General features: G+C 72.2%; 18 protein-coding genes. 9 read left to right on the top strand and 9 right to left on the bottom strand.

The features are described 5' to 3' along the window. Nucleotides 1-45: 45 nt before the first annotated feature. Both AB0E02_RS20735 and AB0E02_RS20740 read right to left on the bottom strand, forming a co-directional pair. Nucleotides 46-924: a hypothetical protein gene (locus AB0E02_RS20735; RefSeq protein ID WP_362141398.1), complete on the bottom strand. Its 879-nt coding sequence runs from the start codon at nucleotides 922-924 to the stop codon at nucleotides 46-48. A 3-nt stretch (nucleotides 925-927) separates the two neighbouring features. Then, nucleotides 928-1,575 (bottom strand): papain-like cysteine protease family protein, encoded by a 648-nt coding sequence (locus AB0E02_RS20740; protein ID WP_362141399.1) that lies wholly within the window; start codon nucleotides 1,573-1,575, stop codon nucleotides 928-930. Between the two features lie 237 nt (nucleotides 1,576-1,812). Here AB0E02_RS20740 and AB0E02_RS20745 point away from each other — a divergent pair, with 237 nt between their 5' ends. After that, nucleotides 1,813-2,751: a hypothetical protein gene (locus tag AB0E02_RS20745; RefSeq protein ID WP_362141401.1), complete on the top strand. Its 939-nt coding sequence runs from the start codon at nucleotides 1,813-1,815 to the stop codon at nucleotides 2,749-2,751. Between the two features lie 147 nt (nucleotides 2,752-2,898). Here the strand turns inward: AB0E02_RS20745 and AB0E02_RS20750 are convergent, their stop codons facing one another. Continuing rightward, complete coding sequence (locus AB0E02_RS20750) at nucleotides 2,899-3,321, bottom strand: Rieske (2Fe-2S) protein (RefSeq protein WP_362141403.1); 423 nt, start codon at nucleotides 3,319-3,321, stop codon at nucleotides 2,899-2,901. 430 nt (nucleotides 3,322-3,751) lie between these two features. Between AB0E02_RS20750 and AB0E02_RS20755 the strand changes: the two genes are divergently transcribed. Together AB0E02_RS20755 and AB0E02_RS20760 are read left to right on the top strand one after the other, a co-directional pair. Continuing rightward, on the top strand, nucleotides 3,752-4,900 hold the full coding sequence (locus tag AB0E02_RS20755; protein WP_362141405.1) for a LacI family DNA-binding transcriptional regulator: 1,149 nt from the start codon (nucleotides 3,752-3,754) through the stop codon (nucleotides 4,898-4,900). Further along, nucleotides 4,897-5,913, top strand: coding sequence for a carbohydrate kinase (locus AB0E02_RS20760; protein ID WP_362141407.1), 1,017 nt, complete (start codon nucleotides 4,897-4,899; stop codon nucleotides 5,911-5,913). The genes AB0E02_RS20755 and AB0E02_RS20760 overlap by 4 nt, the downstream gene beginning before the upstream one ends. Nucleotides 5,914-5,998: 85 nt before the next feature. On the opposite strand, the gene uvrA is transcribed toward AB0E02_RS20760, so the two are convergent. Together uvrA and AB0E02_RS20770 are read right to left on the bottom strand one after the other, a co-directional pair. Further along, entirely contained in the window at nucleotides 5,999-9,040 is a 3,042-nt protein-coding gene (gene uvrA / locus AB0E02_RS20765; RefSeq protein WP_362141409.1) for an excinuclease ABC subunit UvrA, read from the bottom strand. Between the two features lie 284 nt (nucleotides 9,041-9,324). Continuing rightward, a complete protein-coding gene (locus AB0E02_RS20770) occupies nucleotides 9,325-10,098 on the bottom strand; it encodes a TetR family transcriptional regulator (RefSeq protein ID WP_362141411.1) in 774 nt (257 codons plus the stop codon). 71 nt (nucleotides 10,099-10,169) lie between these two features. On the opposite strand from AB0E02_RS20770, the gene AB0E02_RS20775 reads away from it, so the two are divergent. The 3 genes from AB0E02_RS20775 to AB0E02_RS20785 all read left to right on the top strand — a co-directional run bounded on the left by AB0E02_RS20775 (nucleotide 10,170) and on the right by AB0E02_RS20785 (nucleotide 13,294). Beyond that, nucleotides 10,170-11,750, top strand: coding sequence for an FAD-dependent oxidoreductase (locus tag AB0E02_RS20775; protein ID WP_362141413.1), 1,581 nt, complete (start codon nucleotides 10,170-10,172; stop codon nucleotides 11,748-11,750). A 133-nt stretch (nucleotides 11,751-11,883) separates the two neighbouring features. Further along, complete coding sequence (locus tag AB0E02_RS20780) at nucleotides 11,884-12,627, top strand: maleylpyruvate isomerase family mycothiol-dependent enzyme (RefSeq protein WP_362141415.1); 744 nt, start codon at nucleotides 11,884-11,886, stop codon at nucleotides 12,625-12,627. A gap of 10 nt (nucleotides 12,628-12,637) precedes the next feature. Continuing rightward, nucleotides 12,638-13,294 carry an MBL fold metallo-hydrolase gene (locus AB0E02_RS20785; RefSeq protein WP_362141417.1) on the top strand — a complete coding sequence of 219 codons (657 nt, stop codon included), beginning with the start codon at nucleotides 12,638-12,640 and terminating at the stop codon, nucleotides 13,292-13,294. Nucleotides 13,295-13,361: 67 nt separating this feature from the next. Here AB0E02_RS20785 and AB0E02_RS20790 read toward each other — a convergent pair whose 3' ends face one another. The 4 genes from AB0E02_RS20790 to uvrB all read right to left on the bottom strand — a co-directional run bounded on the left by AB0E02_RS20790 (nucleotide 13,362) and on the right by uvrB (nucleotide 19,554). Next, on the bottom strand, nucleotides 13,362-14,363 hold the full coding sequence (locus AB0E02_RS20790) for a TerC family protein (protein ID WP_362141418.1): 1,002 nt from the start codon (nucleotides 14,361-14,363) through the stop codon (nucleotides 13,362-13,364). Between the two features lie 216 nt (nucleotides 14,364-14,579). Next, nucleotides 14,580-16,574, bottom strand: a complete 1,995-nt coding sequence (locus AB0E02_RS20795) for a TerD family protein (RefSeq protein ID WP_362141420.1) — start codon at nucleotides 16,572-16,574, stop codon at nucleotides 14,580-14,582. Between the two features lie 103 nt (nucleotides 16,575-16,677). Then, complete coding sequence (locus AB0E02_RS20800; protein ID WP_362141421.1) at nucleotides 16,678-17,256, bottom strand: TerD family protein; 579 nt, start codon at nucleotides 17,254-17,256, stop codon at nucleotides 16,678-16,680. Between the two features lie 165 nt (nucleotides 17,257-17,421). After that, the gene (uvrB, locus tag AB0E02_RS20805) at nucleotides 17,422-19,554 is read right to left on the bottom strand and encodes an excinuclease ABC subunit UvrB (protein ID WP_362141423.1); all 2,133 of its coding nucleotides are present in this window, start codon (nucleotides 19,552-19,554) and stop codon (nucleotides 17,422-17,424) included. Between the two features lie 535 nt (nucleotides 19,555-20,089). Here uvrB and AB0E02_RS20810 point away from each other — a divergent pair. From AB0E02_RS20810 to AB0E02_RS20820, 3 genes are all read left to right on the top strand, one after another. Beyond that, complete coding sequence (locus tag AB0E02_RS20810) at nucleotides 20,090-20,977, top strand: glycerophosphodiester phosphodiesterase family protein (RefSeq protein ID WP_362141424.1); 888 nt, start codon at nucleotides 20,090-20,092, stop codon at nucleotides 20,975-20,977. Between the two features lie 90 nt (nucleotides 20,978-21,067). Then, on the top strand, nucleotides 21,068-21,667 hold the full coding sequence (locus AB0E02_RS20815; RefSeq protein WP_362141425.1) for a methylated-DNA--[protein]-cysteine S-methyltransferase: 600 nt from the start codon (nucleotides 21,068-21,070) through the stop codon (nucleotides 21,665-21,667). A gap of 78 nt (nucleotides 21,668-21,745) precedes the next feature. Further along, the gene (locus tag AB0E02_RS20820) at nucleotides 21,746-22,288 is read left to right on the top strand and encodes a DUF1697 domain-containing protein (protein WP_362141427.1); all 543 of its coding nucleotides are present in this window, start codon (nucleotides 21,746-21,748) and stop codon (nucleotides 22,286-22,288) included. Nucleotides 22,289-22,297 lie beyond the last annotated feature (9 nt).

Genomic DNA, 22,297 nt, shown 5'->3' on the forward strand with positions numbered 1-22,297 from the left:
GCCTGCCCGCCATGGGGGCGGCGGGCAGGCGGTCGGGCGCCCTGGTCAGCGGTGGCGGCGCCGGCGCAGGGCGGTCGCGGTGGACAGGCCCAGGGCGAGCAGCGCGGCGGCGCCGGCCGCGGTGGTGGCGGCGGTCACCGGGAGGTCGCCGTCCGGCACGGCGGACGCCTGTGCGGGCTGCCCGGCGGCCGGTTCCGTGGCGGGCGCGGCCCGCTCCGCGGCCTTCGGGCCGTAGCCGCCGGCCTCGCCCCGCTTGTCGTACGCGGAGCCGGGGAGCTTGTCGCCGTAGGCCTTCGCCACCCGCTTGCGGTAGGCGGCGACGGTGGTGCCGTGGGCGCCGACGGCCTTCCGGGCGTCCGCGTCCAGCGGCTCGATGCGGTCGCCGCGCTGGAGGTACCAGGCGTCGATCTGCGGCTCGTGGAAGACGGTGCCGGCCGCGTCCCGGGCGGCGCCGGCGGCGGTGTAGCGGGCCTCGTCGTCGCCGCTGGCGATGTTGACGACCTTCCAGCTGGCGCCGTGCCGCACGGTCCACACCGAGGCGGTCCGGCCGTCGGCGGCGACGGCCTTGCTGGCGAGGAACTCCAGGCGGGCGACGGGGGCGTGGGCGGTGCCGCGGACGAAGTCCGGGGAGAGGGCGTAGACCGGCACGGCGGCGCCCTCGATGTGCGGCCGTACGGTGCCGGGCGCCACGGCCCGGGCACCGTCGCGCTTCTGCTCGGCGGCGAAGAAGCGGGCCAGGGTCTCCAGGGTCGTGGGGGCGGTGGCCGCGTCGTGGGCCGCGGTGAGGCTCGCCCGGGCCGGTGCCTGCGGCGCGGGGACGGGGGCGGCGACCGCGGTGTACGGCGCGAGGCCGATCAGGGCGGTGGCCAGCGCTCCGGTGGCGACGGCGCGGACGACGGTGGGGGCGGCGGTGCGCTGCGTCATGCCTCAGGCTCCTATCCGGTAGAGGGAGTGCGTCCAGGAGAAGGAGCTGCCGTTGACGTAGTAGTCGAAATCCCCCCAGTTGTAGCGGTAGTTGGAGGGCCAGGGGTCGCCCCAGTAGATCCAGTTGTTGTCGGTGTCGTAGCCGTAGACGACGTGCATGTGGCCGCCGCCGGAGGACCACTGGATGCGGGTCTCGATGGGCCGGTTGGCGTTGATCTCGTTCTGGACGGTGCTGTAGCGGAGCCAACCGGTCACATACGAACCGGAGTTGATGCCCATCCAGTCGAAGGCGTTCTGCACGTTGCCCAGGGTGGCCTGGTTGTTGGGGCAGGTGGTGCCCTGCTGACGGTCGAACGCGGCGTTGCAGAACTGGTTCTGGCTGTAGTTCCTGCCGTACCAGGTGGCGATGGTGTTGCCCGAGCCGGCCCAGCACCAGTTGGTCTTCTCCTGGGCCTGCATGGAGATGTTGAGGCGGTTGGCGGTCAGGGGGCGCGCGGGGGCGGCCGCGGTGGCGGCCGTGGCGGCGGGGTGCGACGGACGGGCGGACGGGGTGGCCGCCGCGGTGGTCGCGGTGGAGGAGGCGGTCAGTACGGCGGCGGTGAGCGCCGCGGCCGACAGCCATCTCCGGCGGGACAGAGGTGCACGTGGCATGGCGTTCCTCCCGATGGGGGGTGAGGGGGAGAGGAGCGCATCCGGATGCTTGCGATGGAGCATCGGGTGTTGTCGCAGGCAGGTCAACACGCTTCAATGCGGAATGACATGGGGGTGTGGACGGACGGGCCCGGATGTGAACGACCGGTGCCCGGCGTACTGCAGTGAACAGGCACGGAGAGCACGCGGCGCGCAATCCGGATGTGAACGTTCACCCGCGCGCCGGAGGAAGAGGACATGGCAGAGAACACTCCCCAGTCGGCCGAGCTGGCCCAGCTCCTGCGGACCGGTCCGTTCCATCTCGCCCTGCGCTCCGCGCTCACCGCCCGGGGGCTGGCCCTCACCCGGGTCCAGCACAAGCTCGCCCAGCGCGGGATCACCATCGGGGTGACCAGCCTGAGCTACTGGCAGCAGGGCGCCCGGCGGCCGCAGCGGCCCGAATCGCTGCGGGCGGTCCGCGCCCTGGAGGAGGTCCTTGAGCTGCCCGCGCAGTCCCTGCACCGGCTGCTGGTGCCGCAGGGCGGTGCCCACCGGGAGGCCGAGCGTCCGGTGGCCCGCACGTACCGCTCGCTGGTGGCGCCCGCCGACGCGCTGCAGCGGCTGTTCGCCGAGCTGGAGACGCCCGCGGACGGCGGGCTGCACACCGTCGGGCACCACGAACGGGTCCGCATCGGGCCGCAGCGCCAGCTGGTCGAGCGGGAGTCCCACCAGGTGGTCCGGGCCCACCGGGACGGTGTGGACCGCTATGTCGCCATCCACCGCGGCGAGGCGGGCTGCGAACCCACGCGGGTGCGGGTGCACGCCGGGGAGAACTGCCGGCTGGGCCGGGTGCGCGGGCACGCCGAGGCCGGTGTGGTGGTCGCCGAGCTGCTCTTCGACACCCGGCTGCGGGCCGGCGACACCCATGTCTTCGACTACGTCTTCGAGGACGGCAGCGGCGGTCCCAGCAGCGAGTACCTGCGCGGTTTCAGTTTCGCCGGCTGCCAGTACGTGCTGCAGGTGCGGTTCGACGAGGCGGCGCTGCCGGTGCGCTGCCGCCGCTTCGCCCAGGCCTCCGCGGGCGCCCCGCGCAGCGCCCAGCAGGAACTGACGCTCAGCGGCCGGTACCACGCCGTCCACCTCGTCGAGCAGGGGGTGCGGCCCGGAATACTGGGGATCGGGTGGGATTGGGGATAAGGGCAGCATCGGGTGGGATTGGAGATAAGGGCAGCATCAGATGGGATGGGGGATAAAGGCAGCATCGGGTGGGGTGAGGGATAAGGGCAGCATCCCGGGTGGGATTGGGGTGCAGGCGGCATCGGGTGGGGCCGGGGGTGGGCGGCCTCAGCTTGCCGTGCTCGGGCCCGCGATCAGCTTGCCGTGCTCGGCCCTGACCGGGACCTCGGGCAGCGGCTCGGACGCCGGGCCCTGGACGACCTTGCCGGTGGTGACGTCGAAGCGGCTGCCGTGGCAGGGGCAGCTGCCCTCCTTCTTCTCGACGTCGGACAGGATGCAGCCGGCGTGGGTGCACTTGGCGCTGAAGCACTTGTACGTGCCCTTGGCGGGCTGGGAGACGACGAGCCGGTCCTCGCGGTAGAGCTTGGCGCCGCCGACCGGGACGTCGGCGGCGGGCCCCAGCTCCACGGGCTTGTCGGGGATCGCCGAGTCGTCCGAGCCGTTGGGCGTGCAGGCCGCCAGCCCGAAGCCGGCGGCCCCGGCGAGCGCGGCACCCCGAAGTACGGTCCGGCGGGCGGGGGGCTGGCTCATGACGGCTCCAGGGATCACACGGTTCACACGGTTCAGAGGCGGACGGATCCCGACGATACCGGCACGGCTTCCTCCGCTTCCGGCCGGGCCGGACGGCCCCGCGGCAGCTCCTGCCCGGCCTCCTCCCACTCCTCTCCCACTCCTCTCCCCCTCCTCTGCCACTCCTCTGGCCCTCCTCTCCCACTCCTCCAGGCTGCGGCTCTTGGTCTCCGGCTGGTCTGCGGCTGGTCTGTGGCCGCTCTCCCGCCGCTCTCCCGCCGTGCTCCGGCCGCAGCCGCTGCGCGAAGGGCCACCGGTACGTAAGCGCTTACGTAAGCGTTTACGTTTCGGGGCGATGCTCGTAAGGTGAGGGACTCGCGGGACGAGGCCGCCGTACGGGCGCGGCCGTGGGCGCCGCCCTGGCGCCGTACCCGCGGGGAGGACGAGCCGGATGACGACGATGGTGGATGTGGCGCGGCGGGCGGGGGTCTCCGTCGCCACGGTTTCGCATGTGCTGAACGGGACCCGGCCGGTGCGCCCGGACACCCGGGCGGCGGTGCTCGGCGCCATCGAGGAGCTCGGCTACACCCACAACACCCTGGCCCGCTCGCTGGTGACCGCCCGCACCCGGTCGATCGGCCTGGCGGTCTCAGCGATCAGCAATCCGTACTTCACCGAGATCCTCCAGGGCGTCGAGGCCGGTGCGCTGCGGGCCGGCTACAGCCTGCTGATCGCCGATCCGCACGACGATCCGCAGCACGAGCGCAAGGTCGTCCAGCTGCTGCACGAACGCCGGGTGGACGGCATGATCGTCGCGCCGTCCGCGGAGCCCGCCGAGATGGCCGCCTATCTGGCCCGGCGCGAGGTGCCCACCGTCTTCCTGGACCGGCTGGTCGGCGAGGAACACGACCAGGTGTGCGCGGAGAGCACCGGCCCGGTGCGGCAGCTCGTCGAGCACCTCGCCGACGCGGGACACACCCGGATCGGCCTGGTGGCCGGGCTGCCGGGGCTGAGCACGACCACCGAGCGCGTCCAGGGCTACCGCGAGGGCCTGCGCTCGCGCGGTCTTCCCTTCTCGCCCGAACTCCTGGCCGGCGGCAACTCCGAGGCGGAGGGCGCCGAGGACGCCACCCGGCAGCTGCTCGCCGCGCCCGAACCGCCCACCGCGCTGATCACCGCCAACAACGCGATGACCATCGGCGCCCTCCGTGCGCTGCGCGGCCTGGGCCTCGACGTGCCCCGCGACATCGCGCTGGCCTGCTTCGACGACTTCTCCTGGGCCGACCTCTTCAGCCCCCGGCTGACCGCGATCGCCCAGCCCAGCAAGGAGATCGGGGCCACCGCGGTCCGGCTGCTGCTGGAGCGGCTGGCGGAGCCCGGCCGGCCGCCGCGCACCGTCCGTCTGCCCTGCACCTTCGTGCACCGTACGTCGTGCGGCTGCCCGGAAACCGGCCCGGCGACCGCACCCGGTCCGACCGCTACCCCTGCCGACCGGACCGCTCCCCCGGCCGAACAGGCTGCTCACCAGGCCGCACAGGCCGCTCGCCCGGCCGTTCCGGCCGCTGCCCAGGCCGTCCAGGAAAGGAACCCCAGCCCGTGATCGTCGTCGCCGGCGAGGCGCTCATCGACCTCGTCCCCAGCTCTCAAGGCCCTTGTCTGGACGGCCAGTTGCCCGGGTTGCTGCCGCGGCGCGGCGGTGGCCCGTACAACACCGCGGTCGCCCTGGGGCGGCTGGGCTCGCCCACCGCGTTCTGCTCCCGGGTCTCGACCGACAGCTTCGGCGAGGCGCTGCTGAACGGGCTGCGCAGCGGCGGGGTGGACACCTCGCTGGTGCAGCGCGGCGCCGAGCCCACCACCCTCGCGGTGGCGGACATCAGCCCGGACGGCTCGGCGGGCTACGGCTTCTACGCCGACGGCACCGCCGACCGGCTCTTCACCCTGCCCCCGGAGCTGCCCGCCGCGGTCCGCGCGCTCTCGCTGGGCACCTGCTCACTGGTGCTGGAACCGGGGGCGAGCGCCTACGAGTCCCTGCTGCGGCGCGAGGCCGCGCGCGGCGTCTTCACCGCCCTCGACCCCAACGTCCGTCCGGGCCTGATCCCCGACCCGGACGCCTATCGCGCCCGCTTCCGCTCCTGGCTGCCGCATGTCGCCCTGCTGAAGCTGTCGGAGGAGGACGCACTGTGGCTGGCGGGGCGGGACGCCACTGCGGACGGCGGGCCGGGCGCCGGTACGGGCCGGGACGCGGCGGATGCCGGTACGGACAGCGGCCGGCCGGCGGTCCTCGCGGCGGCCCGGGAGTGGCTGGCCGCGGGGCCCGCGGCGATCGTGCTCACCCACGGCGGCGCGGGGCTGACGGTGCTGACCCGGGACGGCCGCGAACTGACCGTCCCCGGTGAGCGCGTCACCGTCGTCGACACCATCGGTGCGGGCGACACCGTCAACGCGGCGCTGCTGCACCGGCTCGACGCCCATGACGCGCTCTCGTACGCCGCGCTCGCCGCCCTCGGGGACAAGGACTGGGAGGACATCCTCCGCTTCGCCGCCCGCGCGGCCGCCATCACCTGCTCCCGAGCGGGCGCGGAACCGCCGTACGCGACGGAACTGGCGGCCTAGCCAGCGGTCCAGCGGTCGGTTCAGCGGCCGCGGTCCGCACCGGCCCGGCCGGGACCTTGCATGGTCCCGGCCGGCCGGTGGGGCGTCAGGACGCGGACCGGCGGGTGCGTGTCGCGGTCTTCTTGGCGACGGTCTTCTTGGCGGCAGTCCTCTTCGCCGCCGTGGCCGCGGTCTTCTTCGCCGCGGTCTTCTTGGCGGCCGGCTTCTTGGCGGCCGGGGTCTTCGCCGCGCCGGGGCCGGCCGAGCGGCCGCCGTTGCCGCCCGCGACCGTCACGGCGTCGCTGACCCGGTCGCCGAGGATCTCCCGCAGGAACTTGCCGGTGTGGCTGGCCGGGACCGAGGCGATCTCCTCGGGCGTGCCCTCGGCAACGACCAGGCCGCCGCCGTTGCCGCCCTCGGGGCCCATGTCGACGACCCAGTCCGCCGTCTTGATCACATCGAGGTTGTGCTCGATGACGATCACCGTGTTGCCCTTGTCGACCAGCCCGGACAGCACGTTGATCAGCTTGCTGATGTCGTCGAAGTGCAGACCGGTGGTCGGCTCGTCGAGGACGTAGACCGTGCTGCCCGTCGAGCGCTTCTGCAGCTCGCTGGCCAGCTTGACGCGCTGCGCCTCACCGCCCGAGAGCGTCGGCGCGGACTGTCCGAGGCGGACGTATCCGAGGCCGACCTCGTGGAGGGTCTTGAGGTGCCGGGCGATGGTGGGGACCGCCTCGAAGAAGCTCAGCGCCTCCTCGATGGGCATGTCCAGCACCTCGGCGATGGACTTGCCCTTGTAGTGGACCTCCAGCGTCTCGCGGTTGTAGCGCGCGCCGTGGCAGACCTCGCACGGCACGTACACGTCCGGGAGGAAGTTCATCTCGATCTTGATAGTGCCGTCGCCGGAGCAGTTCTCGCAGCGGCCGCCCTTGACGTTGAACGAGAAGCGTCCCGGCAGATAGCCCCGGACCTTGGCCTCCATCGTCTCCGCGAAGAGCTTGCGGACGTGGTCGAAGACACCGGTGTAGGTGGCCGGGTTGGAGCGCGGGGTCCGGCCGATCGGGGACTGGTCGACATGGACGACCTTGTCCACCAGGTCGTCCCCGGCGACCCGGGTGTGCCGGCCCGGTACCGACTTGGCGCCGTTCAGCTCGCGCGCGAGGTGGGTGTAGAGGATGTCGTTGACCAGCGTCGACTTGCCGGAGCCGGAGACGCCGGTGACGGCCGTGAACACGCCGAGCGGGAAGGAGACGTCGATGTCGCGGAGGTTGTTCTCCTTCGCGCCGTGCACCGTCAGCCGGCGGGCGGGGTCGGCCGGCCGGCGGATGTCCGGGGTCGCGATGGCCTTCTTGCCGGACAGGTACTGACCGGTGATCGACTCCTTGTTGGTCAGCAGCTGCTTCATGGGGCCGCTGTGCACCACGCGGCCGCCGTGCTCGCCCGCGCCGGGGCCGATGTCCACGACCCAGTCAGCGACCTTGATGGTGTCCTCGTCGTGCTCCACCACGATCAGGGTGTTGCCCATGTCGCGCAGCCGCACCAGGGTTTCGATCAGCCGGTGGTTGTCGCGCTGGTGCAGGCCGATGGACGGCTCGTCGAGGACGTAGAGCACGCCGACCAGGCCGGAGCCGATCTGGGTGGCGAGCCGGATGCGCTGGGCCTCACCGCCGGAGAGGGTGCCGGCCGCGCGGTTCAGCGAGAGGTAGTCCAGGCCGACGTCGACCAGGAACTTCAGCCGTTCGTTGACCTCCTTGAGCACCCGCTCGGCGATCTTCTTCTCACGGGCGTTGAGCGTCATCCCCCGCAGGAAGTCGGCGCAGTCGCTGATCGACATGGCCGCGACCTCGGCGATCGACTTCTCCTGGACCGTGACGGCGAGCACGATCGGCTTCAGCCGGGTGCCCTCACAGGTCGGGCAGGGCACCTCGCGCATATAGCCCTCGAAGCGCTCGCGGCTGCTGTCGCTCTCGGCCTCGGAGTGCCGGCGCTTGACGAACGGCACCGCGCCCTCGAAGGGGGTGGTGTAGGCCCGCTGGCGGCCGTAGCGGTTGCGGTAGCGGACCTCGATCTGGGTCTTGTGGCCGTACAGCAGCGCCTTCTTGGCGCGGGCCGGCAGTCCGGCCCAGGGGATGTCCGTACGGAATCCGAGGGCGTCGGCGAGCGCGCCGACCAGGCGGCCGAAGTACTCCTTGGTGTGTCCGCCGGACCAGGGGTGGATGGCGCCCTCGTCGAGGGAGCGGTCCTCGTCGGGGACGATCAGCTCGGGGTCGACCTCCATCCGCGTCCCGATGCCGGTGCACTCGGGGCAGGCGCCGAAGGGCGAGTTGAAGGAGAAAGAGCGGGGTTCGAGCTCCTCGAAGGAGAGGTCGTCGTAGGCGCAGTACAGATGCTCGGAGTACATCCGCTCGCGCTGGGGGTCGTCCGGGTCGAGGTCGACGAAGTCGAGGATGACCATGCCGCCGGAGAGGCCGAGGGCGGTCTCGACGGAGTCGGTCAGCCGGCGCTTGGCGCTCTCCTTGACCGTGAGGCGGTCGACGACCACCTCGATGGTGTGCTTCTCCTGCTTCTTCAGCGTGGGCGGCTCGGCGAGCTGGATGGTCTCGCCGTCGACCCGGGCGCGGCTGTAGCCCTTGGTCTGGAGGTCGGAGAAGAGGTCGACGAACTCTCCCTTGCGCTGGCGCACCAGCGGGGAGAGCACCTGGAAGCGGCTGCCCTCGGGCAGCTCCAGCACCTTGTCGACGATGGCCTGCGGCGACTGCCGGGCGATCGGCCGGCCGCACTCGGGGCAGTGCGGTTTGCCGATGCGGGCGAAGAGGAGCCGGAGGTAGTCGTAGACCTCGGTGATCGTGCCGACCGTCGAGCGCGGGTTCCGCGACGTCGACTTCTGGTCGATCGACACCGCGGGGGACAGGCCCTCGATGAAGTCCACGTCGGGCTTGTCCATCTGCCCGAGGAACTGCCGGGCGTACGAGGACAGCGACTCGACATAACGCCGCTGCCCCTCGGCGAAGATCGTGTCGAAGGCGAGCGAGGACTTGCCCGAACCGGAGAGGCCCGTGAAGACGATGAGGGAGTCGCGGGGGAGGTCGAGCGAGACGTTGCGGAGGTTGTGCTCGCGAGCGCCACGGACGATGAGACGGTCGGCCACGCCGGTCGGCACCTTTCTTGGAGAGGGGCGGGAGCCGCGGGCTTCTGCGTCCGCCGCTCGGTGATGAGCAGAGGCGGCGGAACGGAGCGGGGCCCCCGCCCCAGGGTATGGGGCCCGCAGCGGCACTGTCTTTGGGATGCCACACACGAGCCTATAGCACGCGCATTCGATTTACGGGGGCCGGAAGCCCTCTTCACCCGAACGTGTGGCGGCCGCACATCCTTCCCGACCCGCCGCACGCCCGTACGCTGCGGAAACGCCCGCGGCACGGCCCGGTCGGCCCGTCAAGCCGGCAGCGCCCGTTCCAGCGCCTCGAAGGTGCGCCGCAGCACCTCCGCCTGCCCGGCGGCCACCTCGTCGACCGGCTCCCCCGTGAGCTGACGGCCCACGGCCTCGGCGTACGCGGTCCTGATCCCGGCGACGATCAGTGCCGCGGCCAGCCGGGCGGAGTGGTCCGGCCGCCCGGCGTCGCCGCCCGCGGCCTCGGCGAGCAGTCCGGCGAGGGTGCCCTCCAGCTCCTCGACCGCCTCGCGGGCCCGGGCCCGCAGCGCCGGGGAGTCCAGCACCGTACGCCAGAAGTACTCGAACCCCTCCCCCACCCCGCACAGCGGATGCCGCTCGGCGAGCAGGTCGAGGACGAGCCGGCGCAGCGCGGCCAGCGGTGTCTCGTCCGGGCCGCGCTCCCGTACGGCGCGGCCGATCAGCTCCTGCCCCTCGGGGATGCGGTCGAGGAAGAGGTCCTCCTTGCGCGGGAAGTAGTTGAAGACGGTCATCGTGGAGACCTCGGCGGCGCGGGCCACCTCGGCGACGGTGACGTTGTCGAAGCCGCGCTCAATGAAGAGCAGGGTGGCCTCGCCGGAGATCCGTTGGCGGGTGCGGAGCTTCTTGCGCTCGCGCAGGGTCAGCCGCCCGTCCTCCGCCTCGAAGCCGGTCTCCGGCTGCCGGCCGCGGACCGCTTCGGGCCGGCGACCCGCACCGGCCGCGCCGCCACCCGTCGCGCTCCCGCCCTTCGTGTCCCGACCGGCCCGTGCGTCCGCACGCTGCTGCACATCCACCATGCCGGAAATCCTAGGCGCACCCTCCGACAATTTTGAGTCGCAAAAACTTTTTAGTGGCTACACTTCGCCGCATGACCTATGACGCAGACGTAGTCGTGGCAGGGGGCGGCCCGGTGGGGCTGATGCTCGCCTGCGAACTGGCACTGGCCGATGTCCCGGTCGTCGTCCTGGAGCGGCTGACCGAGGTGGACACGACGATCAAGGCTGGGGCGATCAACACCCCCAGCGCCGAGGCCTTCTACCGGCGCGGGCTGCTCCCGGAGCTGGCCGAGGTGCAGCGCATCGCCCTCGGGAGGTTCAGCGCGTTCCTGAGCCAGCGGCAGGCCGCCGGCGCCTCCATGGTGGGGCAACCGCCGAAGTTCGCCGGGCACTTCGCGGGCATCATGCTGCGCGGCGACCTGCTGGACGAGTCCGATCCGGACTTCGACGCCGCCGGGCCCGCCGCCGACGTCGGGCTGGTCCCCCAGGAGTCCCTGGAACGGCTGCTCGCCGCGCGCGCCGCCGAGTTGGGCGTCGAGGTGCGCCGCGGGGTGACGCTGACCGGCTTCGACGCCGGGGACGACGGGGTGCGGGTGCACACCTCGCAGGGCACGCTGCGCACCGGCTGGCTCGTGGGGTGCGACGGTGGCCGCAGCACGGTCCGCCGGCTCGCCGGATTCCCGTTCCCCGGTACCGCCCCGGGGATCACCGGCCGCCAGGCCCTGGTGGAGATGACCGGTACCGAGGCGCTGGGGGCCGGCTGGAACTGGACGGAGCACGGGACGTACGCGCACGGTCCGATGCCCGGCCGGTTCCTCACCGTCGAATTCGACGGGCCGCCCGCGGACCGGGAAGCTCCGGTCACCGCACAGGAGTTGGAGGCGTCCCTGCGCCGCGTCTCCGGGGTGGACGACGTGCGGGTCCACAAGGTGATCTCGGCGACCCGGTTCACGGACAACGCCCGCCAGGTACCCGACTACCGGGCGGGACGGGTGCTGCTCGCCGGTGACGCGGCGCACGTCCACTCGCCGTTCGGCGGGCAGGGGCTGAACCTGGGCATCGGCGACGCGATGAACCTCGGCTGGAAGCTGGCCGCGACGGTGCGCGGTTGGGCACCCGAAGGGCTGCTCGACACCTACACGGCCGAGCGGCACCCGATAGGCGCCTGGGTGCTGGACTGGACCCGTGCCCAGGTGGCGCTGATGCGGCCCGAGTCGCATGCGGGGGCACTGCGCCGGATCGTCGCCGAACTGGCGGGCACGGCCACCGCCACCACCTTCTTCGCCAAGAAGATCTCCGGTGTCTGGCAGCGCTACGACCTGCCCGGCGACCATCCGCTGACCGGCCGCAGCGCACCCGACCTGGAACTCTCCGACGGCAGCCGGCTCGGGGACCATCTACGGGACGGGCAGGGGCTGTTGCTCGACCTCGCCGACGACGCGGAACTGCGCAAGTGCGCCGCCGGATATGGCGGCCGGGTGCGGCTGCTGACCACCGGCTGCCCGCAGCGGCCCGGGCTGGCGGGCCTGCTGGTGCGGCCGGACGGCTGCACCGCCTGGGCCGCGGACGTCCCGGGGGCCGACGCCGACGCGGGCGGGACGACGGGTGCGCCGGACGGGCCGGCGGCCGCGCTCCGGCAGTGGTTCGGCTCGCCCGCCGACCTGACGGGCTGACGTTGCCGGCCCCTGGGAGGGGCGGTGTCCGGTGGCCCGTACGGCCGCCGCGCGCCGCCCGCCCCGCCCCGCGTACGCCCCGATCGGTGCCCGCCGACTCCCGAACTCGCCCGGGCGGCGCTAGCTTCGGAACATGACCGTCACCCCGCCCCACTTCGCGCACGATGTGGCCGCCGTTCGTGAGGCCACCGACCGGCTCCTGATCTCGCTGGGCAAGCTCGACGACGCGGCGATCGGGGAGCCCTCGCTGCTCCCCGGATGGACCCGCGGCCACGTCCTCGCCCATCTGGCACGCAACGCGGACGCCCTGGTCAACCTCCTCACCTGGGCACGGACGGACGTCCGTACGCCGATGTACGCCGGCGCCGAGGCCCGGGACGCCGACATCGAGCGGGACGCCGACCGTTCCCTGGAGGCACATCTGACGGACCTCAAGGAGAGCGCCGCGCGGTTCGACGCGGCGGTGGACGCGCTGCCGGAGGCGCGCCGCGCCTTCGAGGTGGAGATGCGCAACGGGGTCGTGGAGCGCGCCGACCGGCTGCCGTTGCGCCGGCTGGCCGAGGTGGAGCTGCACCACCTGGACCTCGGCGTGGGCCACACCCTGGACCAGCTGTCGCCCGCGTTCATCGACGGCGAGCTGGCGTTCCTCGCCACCGTCAAGTTCGCCGGGCATCCGGACCTGCCCGCCCTGGAGATCCGCACCGATGACGGCCGTCACTGGCGCACCGGCCGCGCGGCCACCGGCGCGGGGGACGAGGCCGCGCCCGTGGTGGTGAGCGGCTCCGCGACGGCCCTGGTCGGGTGGCTCACCGGGCGCGGGGACGGCACGGAACTCGACGGTCACGGCTCCGCGCTGCCTGTCGTACCCCCGCTCTAGAGTGGGGTTCATGGCCTACAGCGGAGCAGTGAAGGTCGGCGGACCGGCCGACGTGCACGAGCTGACCGACCTGATGATCTCGAAGGTCGCGGTCGGTCCGATGGACAACAACGCCTATGTGCTGCGGTGCCGGGCGACCGACGAGCAGTTGCTGATCGACGCGGCCGCGGATCCGCACACCATCCTGGCGCTGGTCGGCGAGAGCGGTCTGGAGTCCGTCGTGACCACGCACCGCCACGGCGACCACTGGGGTGCGCTGCGGGAGGTGGTCGGCGCGACGGGCGCGCGGACGTACGCGGGCCGGTACGACGCCGAGGGCATCCCCGTCCCCACGGACGTCCTGGTCGACGACGGCGACACGATCACCGTCGGCCGGGTCCGGCTGACGGCGCGCCATCTGGTCGGCCACACCCCGGGCAGCATCGCGCTCGTCTACGACGACCCGCACGGCCCCCCGCACCTGTTCACCGGCGACTGCCTGTTCCCCGGCGGCGTCGGCAACACCTGGGGCGACGCCGAGAAGTTCAGCAGTCTGATCGACGGCGTGGAGAGCAAGCTGTTCGGCGAACTCCCCGACGAGACCTGGGTCTACCCGGGCCACGGCAACGACACCACCCTGGGCGCGGAACGCCCGCATCTGGCCCAGTGGCGCGAGCGGGGCTGGTAGCGGGACCGAGTCGCCCCCTTATCGGGTCGGGCGGAGACGGGCCGTGGGCCGGCCCGTCTCCGGATGTTCAGGCCCCGATGCGCTCCTCGGCGTCCGCCGCCCCGACGTCCGCCGCCTCGGCCGCCGACTGCTTCTTCGAGGCGCGCAGGCTGGTGAGCGTGGTGACGACCAGCACGGCGCAGATGACGCCCAGGGAGACCGGAATGCTGATCTCCGGTACGGCCACTCCGGACTCGTGGAGCGCGTGCAGCACGAGCTTCACGCCGATGAAGCCGAGGATGACCGACAGGCCGTAGGAGAGGTGGACCAGCTTCTTGAGCAGTCCGCCGATGAGGAAGTACAGCTGCCGCAGGCCCATCAGGGCGAAGGCGTTGGCGGTGAAGACGATGTACGGGTCCTGGGTGAGGCCGAAGATCGCCGGGATGGAGTCCAGGGCGAAGAGGACATCGGTGGTGCCGATCGCCAGCATGACGATCAGCATCGGGGTCATCAGCCGCTTGCCGTTCTCGACGACGAACAGCTTGGTGCCCTGGTAGCGGTCGGTCGACGGGAAGCGCCGCTCGACCATCTTCAGGAAGCGGTTCTCCTCGTACTCCTCGTCGTCCTGGTCGGCCCGCGCCTCCTGGATGAGCTTCCAGGCCGTCCAGATGAGGAACGCGCCGAAGAGGTAGAAGACCCAGGAGAAGTTGGCGATGATCGCGGCGCCCGCGCCGATGAAGCCGGCCCGCAGCACCAGTGCGATCAGGACGCCCACCATCAGCACCCGCTGCTGGTAGATCGCCGGGACCGCGAACTTCCCCATGATCAGGACGAAGACGAAGAGGTTGTCGACGCTCAGGGACTTCTCGGTGATGAAGCCGGCGAAGAACTCACCGGCCGGTGCGGTCCCGCCGAAGACCAGCAGCCCGAGGCCGAACAGCGCGGCGATGGTGATCCAGACGGCGGTCCAGATGCCGGCCTCCTTGAGGGAGACCTCGTGTGGTTTGCGGCCGCCGATGAAGAAGTCGGCGGCTATCAGGGCGCAGAGACCAAGGATGGTCAGCACCCACAGGGTCAGGGAAACGTCCACTGCTCCTCCGGCAGAGTCGTACGGCACTCACAGCGTCGTCGCTGCCGGAGGTCTCTTCCGCCCCGCGCCGCCCGAAGGGCACGGGACCGGCGTCCCGGGATCTCGTCACGCTCACGATCCGTGGTGACGGGTACGCCGCATCGGGAGTACTCCCCTCCGCACCAAGAAGAGTAAAGGACGACCAAGATTTAGTAAAGGAATGGGTAAAGATGCTGGTCAGGTGGTTGGCGGCAGGGGTGGCCCGGCGGGTTCGGTGCGGGCGGCGGCACGGCGGGCCTCCGCGAGCCGGGTCAGCACCTGGCGCACCACCTGGCTGCCCTTCGGGGCGAGCGCCGGCTCGTACGTCCAGGCGTGGCCGACCCAGGGATCGGCGAGGTGGGCGTCCGGCACCGGGGTGAGGCGCAGCAGGGAACGCCACAGCGGGTCCAGCACCGGGCCGAACTCCCGGGCCTGGGCACGGTCGGCGACCATCATCAGATGGACCCCGGCCGCCGGGCCCTCGTCGGCCAGATAGCGGAGCATGGTCACCGCGCGGTCGTCGAAGCCGTGCGGGAAGTCATGGACGATCAGCAGTTGTTCGGCGGTGTCCAGATCGGGCGGGAGCGCGTCCGCCGCCCGACTGCGCACCGCCATCTGGACCAGGTCGACCCGCCTGATCAGCCCCTCCAGGACCGTGGCCACCCCCTGGGCACCCGGCACCGGAGGCCCCGGCAGGGCACCGGTCTCCACGAGCGGCGCGAGCGCCTGCGCCGCCGCCCCGCCAGGGTCGATGACCTGCACGGCGAACTCCCCGGCAGGGTGGACGGCGAGCAGCCGGGCGGCGATCGCGACGGCGGCCTCCAGGGCGAGCCGCCGTACTTCCGCCGCGTCCGGCGGGCCGTCCGTCAGCGCGCTGCCCAGCTCGCGCCGGCCGAACTCGCGCTCCGGTCCGGGCTCCGCGGCGCGGGAGTCGGGTCCGCTGTCGATCCACAGCCCGCGCTCCAACGGGAGCCGGACGAGCATGGGGATGCACAGATCCAGCACCTCGGGGAGGTGCAGATCGCCCAGCCGCAGCGCCATCGGGCGCTCCAGAGGGACGTGGTGGCCCTGCCATACGGGGTTGTCCCAGCGGGCGAACGCGGGCGGCAGGGCGGGCTCGACGACCTCCGACTCGGCGGTCAGCTGCGCCAGGTCGCGGTCGAGGGCGGCGCGGGCCCGGGTCAGGAGGGTGGCGTGCCGGTCGCGGGCGGTGGCCCGGGCGACGTCGGCGGCGGTGCCGAGGCGGTTACGCGGGTCGGCGAGGACCTCGTCGAGCTCCTGCGCCAGACGGGACGCGGCGAAGTCCGAGGCGCTGCGGTAGGCCGCGACCGAACGGGCCAGGTCCTCGAACATGCCCCAGATCTGGTTGTAGAGCCGCTCCTCCATGCTCCATCCGGCGGCGTCCCCGGCCACGGGTGGCGGAGGGCCGTCCGTGGCGGGGGCACCGGACGCGGAGGCGCCGGACGGGGCGGTGGCGGACGGGGCGGTGGCGGGCGGCGTGGGGCCGGGTGCGGGGGTGCTGCGGCGGTCGGGGTGGCGGTAGTCGACGGGGCCGGTGGCGGCCGGGGTGGCGGTCGCTGACGTGGCGGAGGGGGCGAGGGCCTCTTGGAATGGGGCCTCTCGGGTCGGGGCCTCTCGGACCGGGTCCGGTGCGGCCGCCGCCTCGATCTCGGCGGCGCGTTCGGCCGCCCGGGCCAGCCCCTGGTCGTGCAGCAGCGCGGCCAGGCCGTCGGCGTATCCCTGGCCCACCGCCCGTACCTTCCAGGCGCCCTGTCGGCGGTACAGCTCGACGGCGACGACGGCCGTCTCGACGGTCAGTCCGGTGAGGGTGTAGCCGGCCAGGCCGGTGCCGTCGAGGGCGGTGAGCCGTACGGACGGGGCGGGGGCCGCGCCGAAGGTAGCCGGCGCGCCGCTCCGGGCGGCGAGCGCCAGCAGCACGCTGACGCGGTGGACGGCCGCGGGCAGCGCGTCGAGATCCACCGTGAGGCGGTGCTCGGCAGCCGCTTGGCCGGGCACCTCGATGCCGGGCCGGCGGGGCGCACCCGGGTGGACCACGGCTTCGGCGCCCGGCAGCCCGCCCTGCTCATCGCCGAGCGTCACCCCGGCCACGACGGGGACACCCGCCGCGATCCGGATCTCCACCCGGCTCCGGTCCAGTGGATGGTTCTGGCCCCGGACCAGCTCGGCCGTCATCGTTCTTCCCCCTGTTGTCACTCGTCCCGGGCCCGCCCCGGGCGGCTGCCCGGGGCGCACGGCGGCGCGGCCCGGGTGCACGCTGCCGTGGTGCTGCGGCGGTTTACAGGTGCGGGACGATCGCCGGGACCAGGTCCTGGAAGGTGCGGCCGACGGAGGGCTCGCCGATGGCGGTCATCTTCCAGCCGTCGCCCACGCGGTGCACCTTGGCCATGACCTGTGCGGTGTAGTCGCCGCCACCCGTGAGGGTGTAGCGGGCCAGCTCCTGGCCGGTGCTCTCGTCGACCAGCCGGCAGAAGGCGTCCTCCACCTCGGCGAAGGTCTGCCCGGTGAAGGAGTTGACGGTGAAGACGATCTGGTCGATGTGGACCGGCAGCCGCGCCAGGTCGACCAGGATCGCCTCGTCGTCGCCGCCCTGGCCGGCGCCGCCGACCAGGTTGTCACCGGTGTGCCGGACCGCGCCGTCGTCGCTGACCAGGTGCTGGAAGAAGACGACGTCGATCGGCTGCTTGCCGGCGAACAGCACCGCCGAGGCGTCGAGGTCGATCTCCTTGGTCCGCCGGCCGAACAGTCCGCGGCGCGGCGCCGAGCGCCACCCGAGCCCCATCCGGACCGCGGTCAGCGTCCCCCCGTCGGACTTCTGCAGGCTGATGCCCTGTCCCTTGGACAAATTGACCGACACGCGCCGTCCCCTCTCTGTACCGTCCCGCCCACGTCTCCGGCGGCAGCTTCGACCCTACGCACGACGACGGGCCCGGGGCGTCGCGGACCCGTGTTTGTGGCGTTTCTGCAACACCGGGGCGGGCGCGCCACCCGCCTTGGTGAGTGCACCACCCGCCCGGCCCCCCTACTTCACGCCGGCCTCCCTCATCTGCCGCAGCTCCTTCTTGAGCTCGCCGACCTCGTCGCGCAGTCGGGCGGCGATCTCGAACTGCAGCTCGGCCGCGGCGGCCCGCATCCGCTCCGTCATCTCCTCGATGAGCTCGGCGAGTTCGGCCGCCGGACGGTCCGTCAGCGGGGCCTCCGCCTTGGCGCCCTTGCCCTTCGCCGCCTTGGCGCCGAGCGCCGGGACCGGGGCCTTGCCCTTGGCGTCCTTGGCGTCGCCCGCCTTGCGGTAGCCGCTGCCCAGCAGCTCCCGGGTGTCGATCTCCTCGCGGGCGATGGTGGCGACGATGTCACCGATCTTCTTGCGGAGCGGCTGCGGGTCGATGCCGCGCTCCTTGTTGTACGCCAGCTGCTTCTCCCGGCGGCGGTTGGTCTCGTCGATGGCCTTCTCCATCGCCGGGGTGACCTTGTCGGCGTACATGTGCACCTGGCCGGAGACGTTGCGCGCGGCGCGGCCGATGGTCTGGATCAGCGAGGTCCCGGAGCGCAGGAAGCCCTCCTTGTCGGCGTCCAGGATGGCCACCAGGGACACCTCGGGCAGGTCGAGGCCCTCCCGCAGCAGGTTGATGCCGACCAGGACGTCGAACTCGCCGGAGCGCAGCTCGCGCAGCAGCTCGACGCGCCGCAGGGTGTCGACGTCGCTGTGCAGGTAGCGGACCTGGATGCCGAGTTCCAGGAAGTAGTCGGTGAGGTCCTCGGCCATCTTCTTGGTGAGCGTGGTGACCAGGACGCGCTCGTCCTTCTCGGTGCGGGTGCGGATCTCGTGCACCAGGTCGTCGATCTGCCCGTCGGTGGGTTTGACCACGACCTCCGGGTCGACCAGGCCGGTGGGGCGGATGATCTGCTCCACGAAGCCGTCGCTCCGGGCCAGCTCGTACGGTCCCGGAGTCGCGGACAGGTAGACGGTCTGCCCGATGCGGTCCAGGAACTCCTCCCACTTCAGCGGCCGGTTGTCCAGCGCGGACGGCAGCCGGAAGCCGTGGTCGACGAGGGTGCGCTTGCGGGAGGCGTCGCCCTCGTACATGGCGCCGATCTGCGGGACGGTGACGTGCGACTCGTCGATGACCAGGAGGAAGTCCTCCGGGAAGTAGTCGATGAGGGTGTTGGGCGCCGAGCCGGGCTCGCGGCCGTCCATGTGCATGGAGTAGTTCTCGATGCCGGAGCACGAGCCGATCTGGCGCATCATCTCGATGTCGTACGTCGTGCGCATCCGCAGCCGCTGGGCCTCCAGCAGCTTGCCCTGCTTCTCCAGGGTGGTGAGCCGGTCGGCCAGCTCGGCCTCGATGCCGGCGATGGCCCGCTCCATGCGCTCGGGACCGGCGATGTAGTGGCTGGCGGGGAAGATGTACAGCTGCTGGTCGTCGCTGATGACCTCGCCGGTGAGCGGATGGAGGGTGGAGAGCGCCTCGATCTCGTCGCCGAACATCTCGATCCGGACGGCCAGCTCCTCGTAGACCGGGAAGATCTCGATGGTGTCGCCGCGGACCCGGAACGTGCCGCGGGTGAAGGCCAGGTCGTTGCGGCTGTACTGGATGTCGACGAACCGGCGCAGCAGCTGGTCGCGGTCGATCTCGTCGCCGACCTTGAGCGGCACCATCCGGTCGACGTATTCCTGGGGCGTGCCCAGGCCGTAGATGCAGGACACCGAGGCGACCACGACGACGTCCCGCCGGGTGAGCAGGGAGTTCGTCGCGGAGTGGCGCAGCCGTTCGACCTCCTCGTTGATGGAGGAGTCCTTCTCGATGTACGTATCGGACTGCGGGACGTACGCCTCGGGCTGGTAGTAGTCGTAGTAGGAGACGAAGTACTCGACGGCGTTGTTCGGCAGCAGCTCGCGGAACTCGTTGGCGAGCTGGGCCGCGAGGGTCTTGTTGGGCGCCATCACGAGGGTCGGGCGCTGCAGCTTCTCGATCATCCACGCGGTGGTCGCCGACTTGCCGGTACCGGTCGCGCCCAGCAGGACGACGTCCTTCTCACCCCCGCGGACGCGCTGCTCCAGCTCGGCGATGGCCGCCGGCTGGTCACCACTGGGCTGGTACGGGCTGACGACCTCGAAAGGTGCCACCGTGCGTTCGATCTTTGATACGGGCCGCATGGGATCCACCGTACGACCCGCCACTGACAATCGACGTGGCAATTGCTCCGACCTGCGATTTCGCGAGCGGGCCCGGCGGGCGGGCGGGGCTGCCGGCGGGACGTGGGCGGGCGGCGCCGGCCGGGCGCGGCGGGTCTGCCGGCGGGGCGTGCCCCGCTGATCACCTTCGGCCGGCCCGACGGCACCGCTCCATGATCGCCCGGGCCCCCGCGCGGGGCGGTCCCTGAGGACCGCTTTTCTGTCCGTATGACCAAAACCGGTCAGAAGCGCGACGGGTGACGCATCATCGGCCAAGATGCGCGGACGCCCCGGCTCCGGCAAGTTGGACGGCGGCGGAAGCGTACGTCTGTTGCATGACAGATCCGGGCATCCTGCAATTGCGCGACGCTCCACACGGCACACCGGCCACGTCTCGTTCAGCGCCCGGCCACCGCACGACCGCCTCCCGCTTCGGCCCGGCTGCGAGCCTCTCTCCGTCCCTCCGGTTCCCGTCCGTTCTCGTCAGCTCGCCTCAACGACGTCACGAGGAGTCCGTATGCGTATTCGCCCCGTCGCCACCGTCGTCGCCGGTGCGCTCATGGGTCTGTCCGCGCTCGTCCTCTCCCCCGCCGCCCAGGCCGCACCGCACCGGACCGCCCCGGTGACGGTCGCCCACCGCGGCGCCTCGTCGTACGCCCCCGAGAACACCCTGGCCTCCATCGACGAAGCCGCCCGGCTCGGCTTCGATTGGGTCGAGAACGACGTCCAGCGCACCAAGGACGGTGAGCTGGTCATCCTCCATGACAACTCGCTCGCACGGACCACCAACGTCAAGAAGGTCTTCCCCGACCGCTCCCCCTGGAACGTCTCGGACTTCACCCTCAAGGAGATCGAGAAGCTGGACGCGGGCAGCTGGTTCGGAGCGAAGTTCGAGGGCGAGCGGGTGCCGACCCTCGAGGACTACATGGACGAGGTCGAGGAGAACGACCAGAGCCTGCTGATGGAGCTGAAGTCCCCGGAGCTCTATCCGGGCATCGAGCGGCAGACCCTCAGGGAGCTGCGCCGGGCCGGCTGGCTGGACAGGGAGCACGTCCGGCACCGGCTGATCATCCAGAGCTTCAACGCCGACGCCATCAAGACCGTGCACACCCTCCGCCCCGACATCAGGACCGGCTTCCTCGGGAACCCATCGGTGGCCGACCTGCCAAAGTACGCGAAGTACTGCGACCAGATCAATCCGGTCCACACGGCGGTCACCCCGCAGTACGTCGCCGCCGTGCACGGGCTGCGGGGGCCGCACCGGCGGGCGCTGGACCTGTACACCTGGACCGTCGACGACGCGGCCACCGCGGTGAAGGTCGCCGGTCTGGGCGTCGACGGGATCATCACGAACAAGCCGGACGTGGTGCGGGAGGCCGTGGAGGGCCCCGACCACTCCGACTGAACACCGCCGACCTGCGGGAACGGCTCCGCGGAAGGCCGTCGCGGGGCCGTTTCCCGCCGCGTTGTCAGTGGGGCGTCCTACCCTGATCAGGTGACGAATTCCGAGCAGGTTCCGGGGCCGGCGGCCCGGGCGGGCACGCCGCCGAAGGCCGGGTCCGCCGCGCGGCGCGACTGGGCGTGGGCCCGCCTTGCGACACCCATCGGTCCGCTGCTGCTCGCCGCGACGCGGGACGGTCTGGTGCAGGTCGTCTTCCATGCCGACGAGCGGACGGGCCGCCGCGCGCTGACCCGGCTGGAGCAGTTCTTCGGCGGGCCGCCGCTCGCGGAGATACCCCCTCTGGCGACGGCCGCGGCCGAGCTCACCGCCTATTTCGCCGGGGAGCTGCGGACCTTCACCGTGCCCCTGGACTGGTCGCTGTCGTCCGGTTTCCACGCCCGGGTGCTGCGGGCCCTGGCCTCCGGTGTCCGCTACGGCGACGTGGTCGGCTATCAGGACCTCGCCGACCGGGTCGGGGAGCCGGGTGCCGCCCGCGCGGTGGGTGCCGCGATGGGGTCCAATCCGCTGCCGGTCGTCGTGCCCTGCCACCGTGTCGTCGCCAGTGACGGCGGGATCGGCGGCTTCGGCGGCGGCCTGGAGACCAAGCGGCAGCTGCTCGCGCTCGAAGGCGTGCTGCCCGCGCCGCTCTTCTGATCCCGTCCCTCCGGTTCCGGCTCCCGGTTCCGGCCGTCGTCCGTCCTCACCGAGGCCGGCTCCCCGAAGGGCAGTGCCATGTCCCGTCAGATCGCCCTGCTCCGCGGCATCAACGTCGGAGGCCACAACTCCTTCCCCAAGGCCCGGCAGCGGGAGCTGGCGGAGTCGCTGGGCCTGAAGGACGTCACCGTGCTGCTGCAGACCGGCAACCTCGTCTTCGCCGATCCGGGCACCCCGCCCGGCGAGACGGCCCGGAGGATCGAGGACCGGATCGCCGCCGACCTCGGACTCACGGTGCCGGTGGTCGTGCGGACCCGTGACGAGCTGGCCGCCGCGGTCGCCGCGAATCCATTTCCGGCGGCCGAGGCGGAGCCCAAGAGCCTGCACCTGACGTTCCTGTCGGAGGTGCCGGCCGACACCTCGCGCCTGGAGGCGATCGACCAGGCGGCGTTCGCGCCCGACCGGTTCCGGCTGGCCGGACGCGAACTGTATCTGTGGTGCCCGGACGGCATCGGCCGCTCCAAGCTCGCCGCGCTGGTGAGCCGCCTCCCGCTCGGGGTGACGGCCACCGCCCGTAACTGGAACACCGTCACCAAGCTCCTGGTGCTGGCGGAGGCCTGACACCGACCG

The sequence above is a fragment of the Streptomyces sp. NPDC048196 genome (assembly GCF_040652715.1).
GTDB classification, from domain to species: Bacteria; Actinomycetota; Actinomycetes; order Streptomycetales; family Streptomycetaceae; genus Streptomyces; species Streptomyces siderophoricus.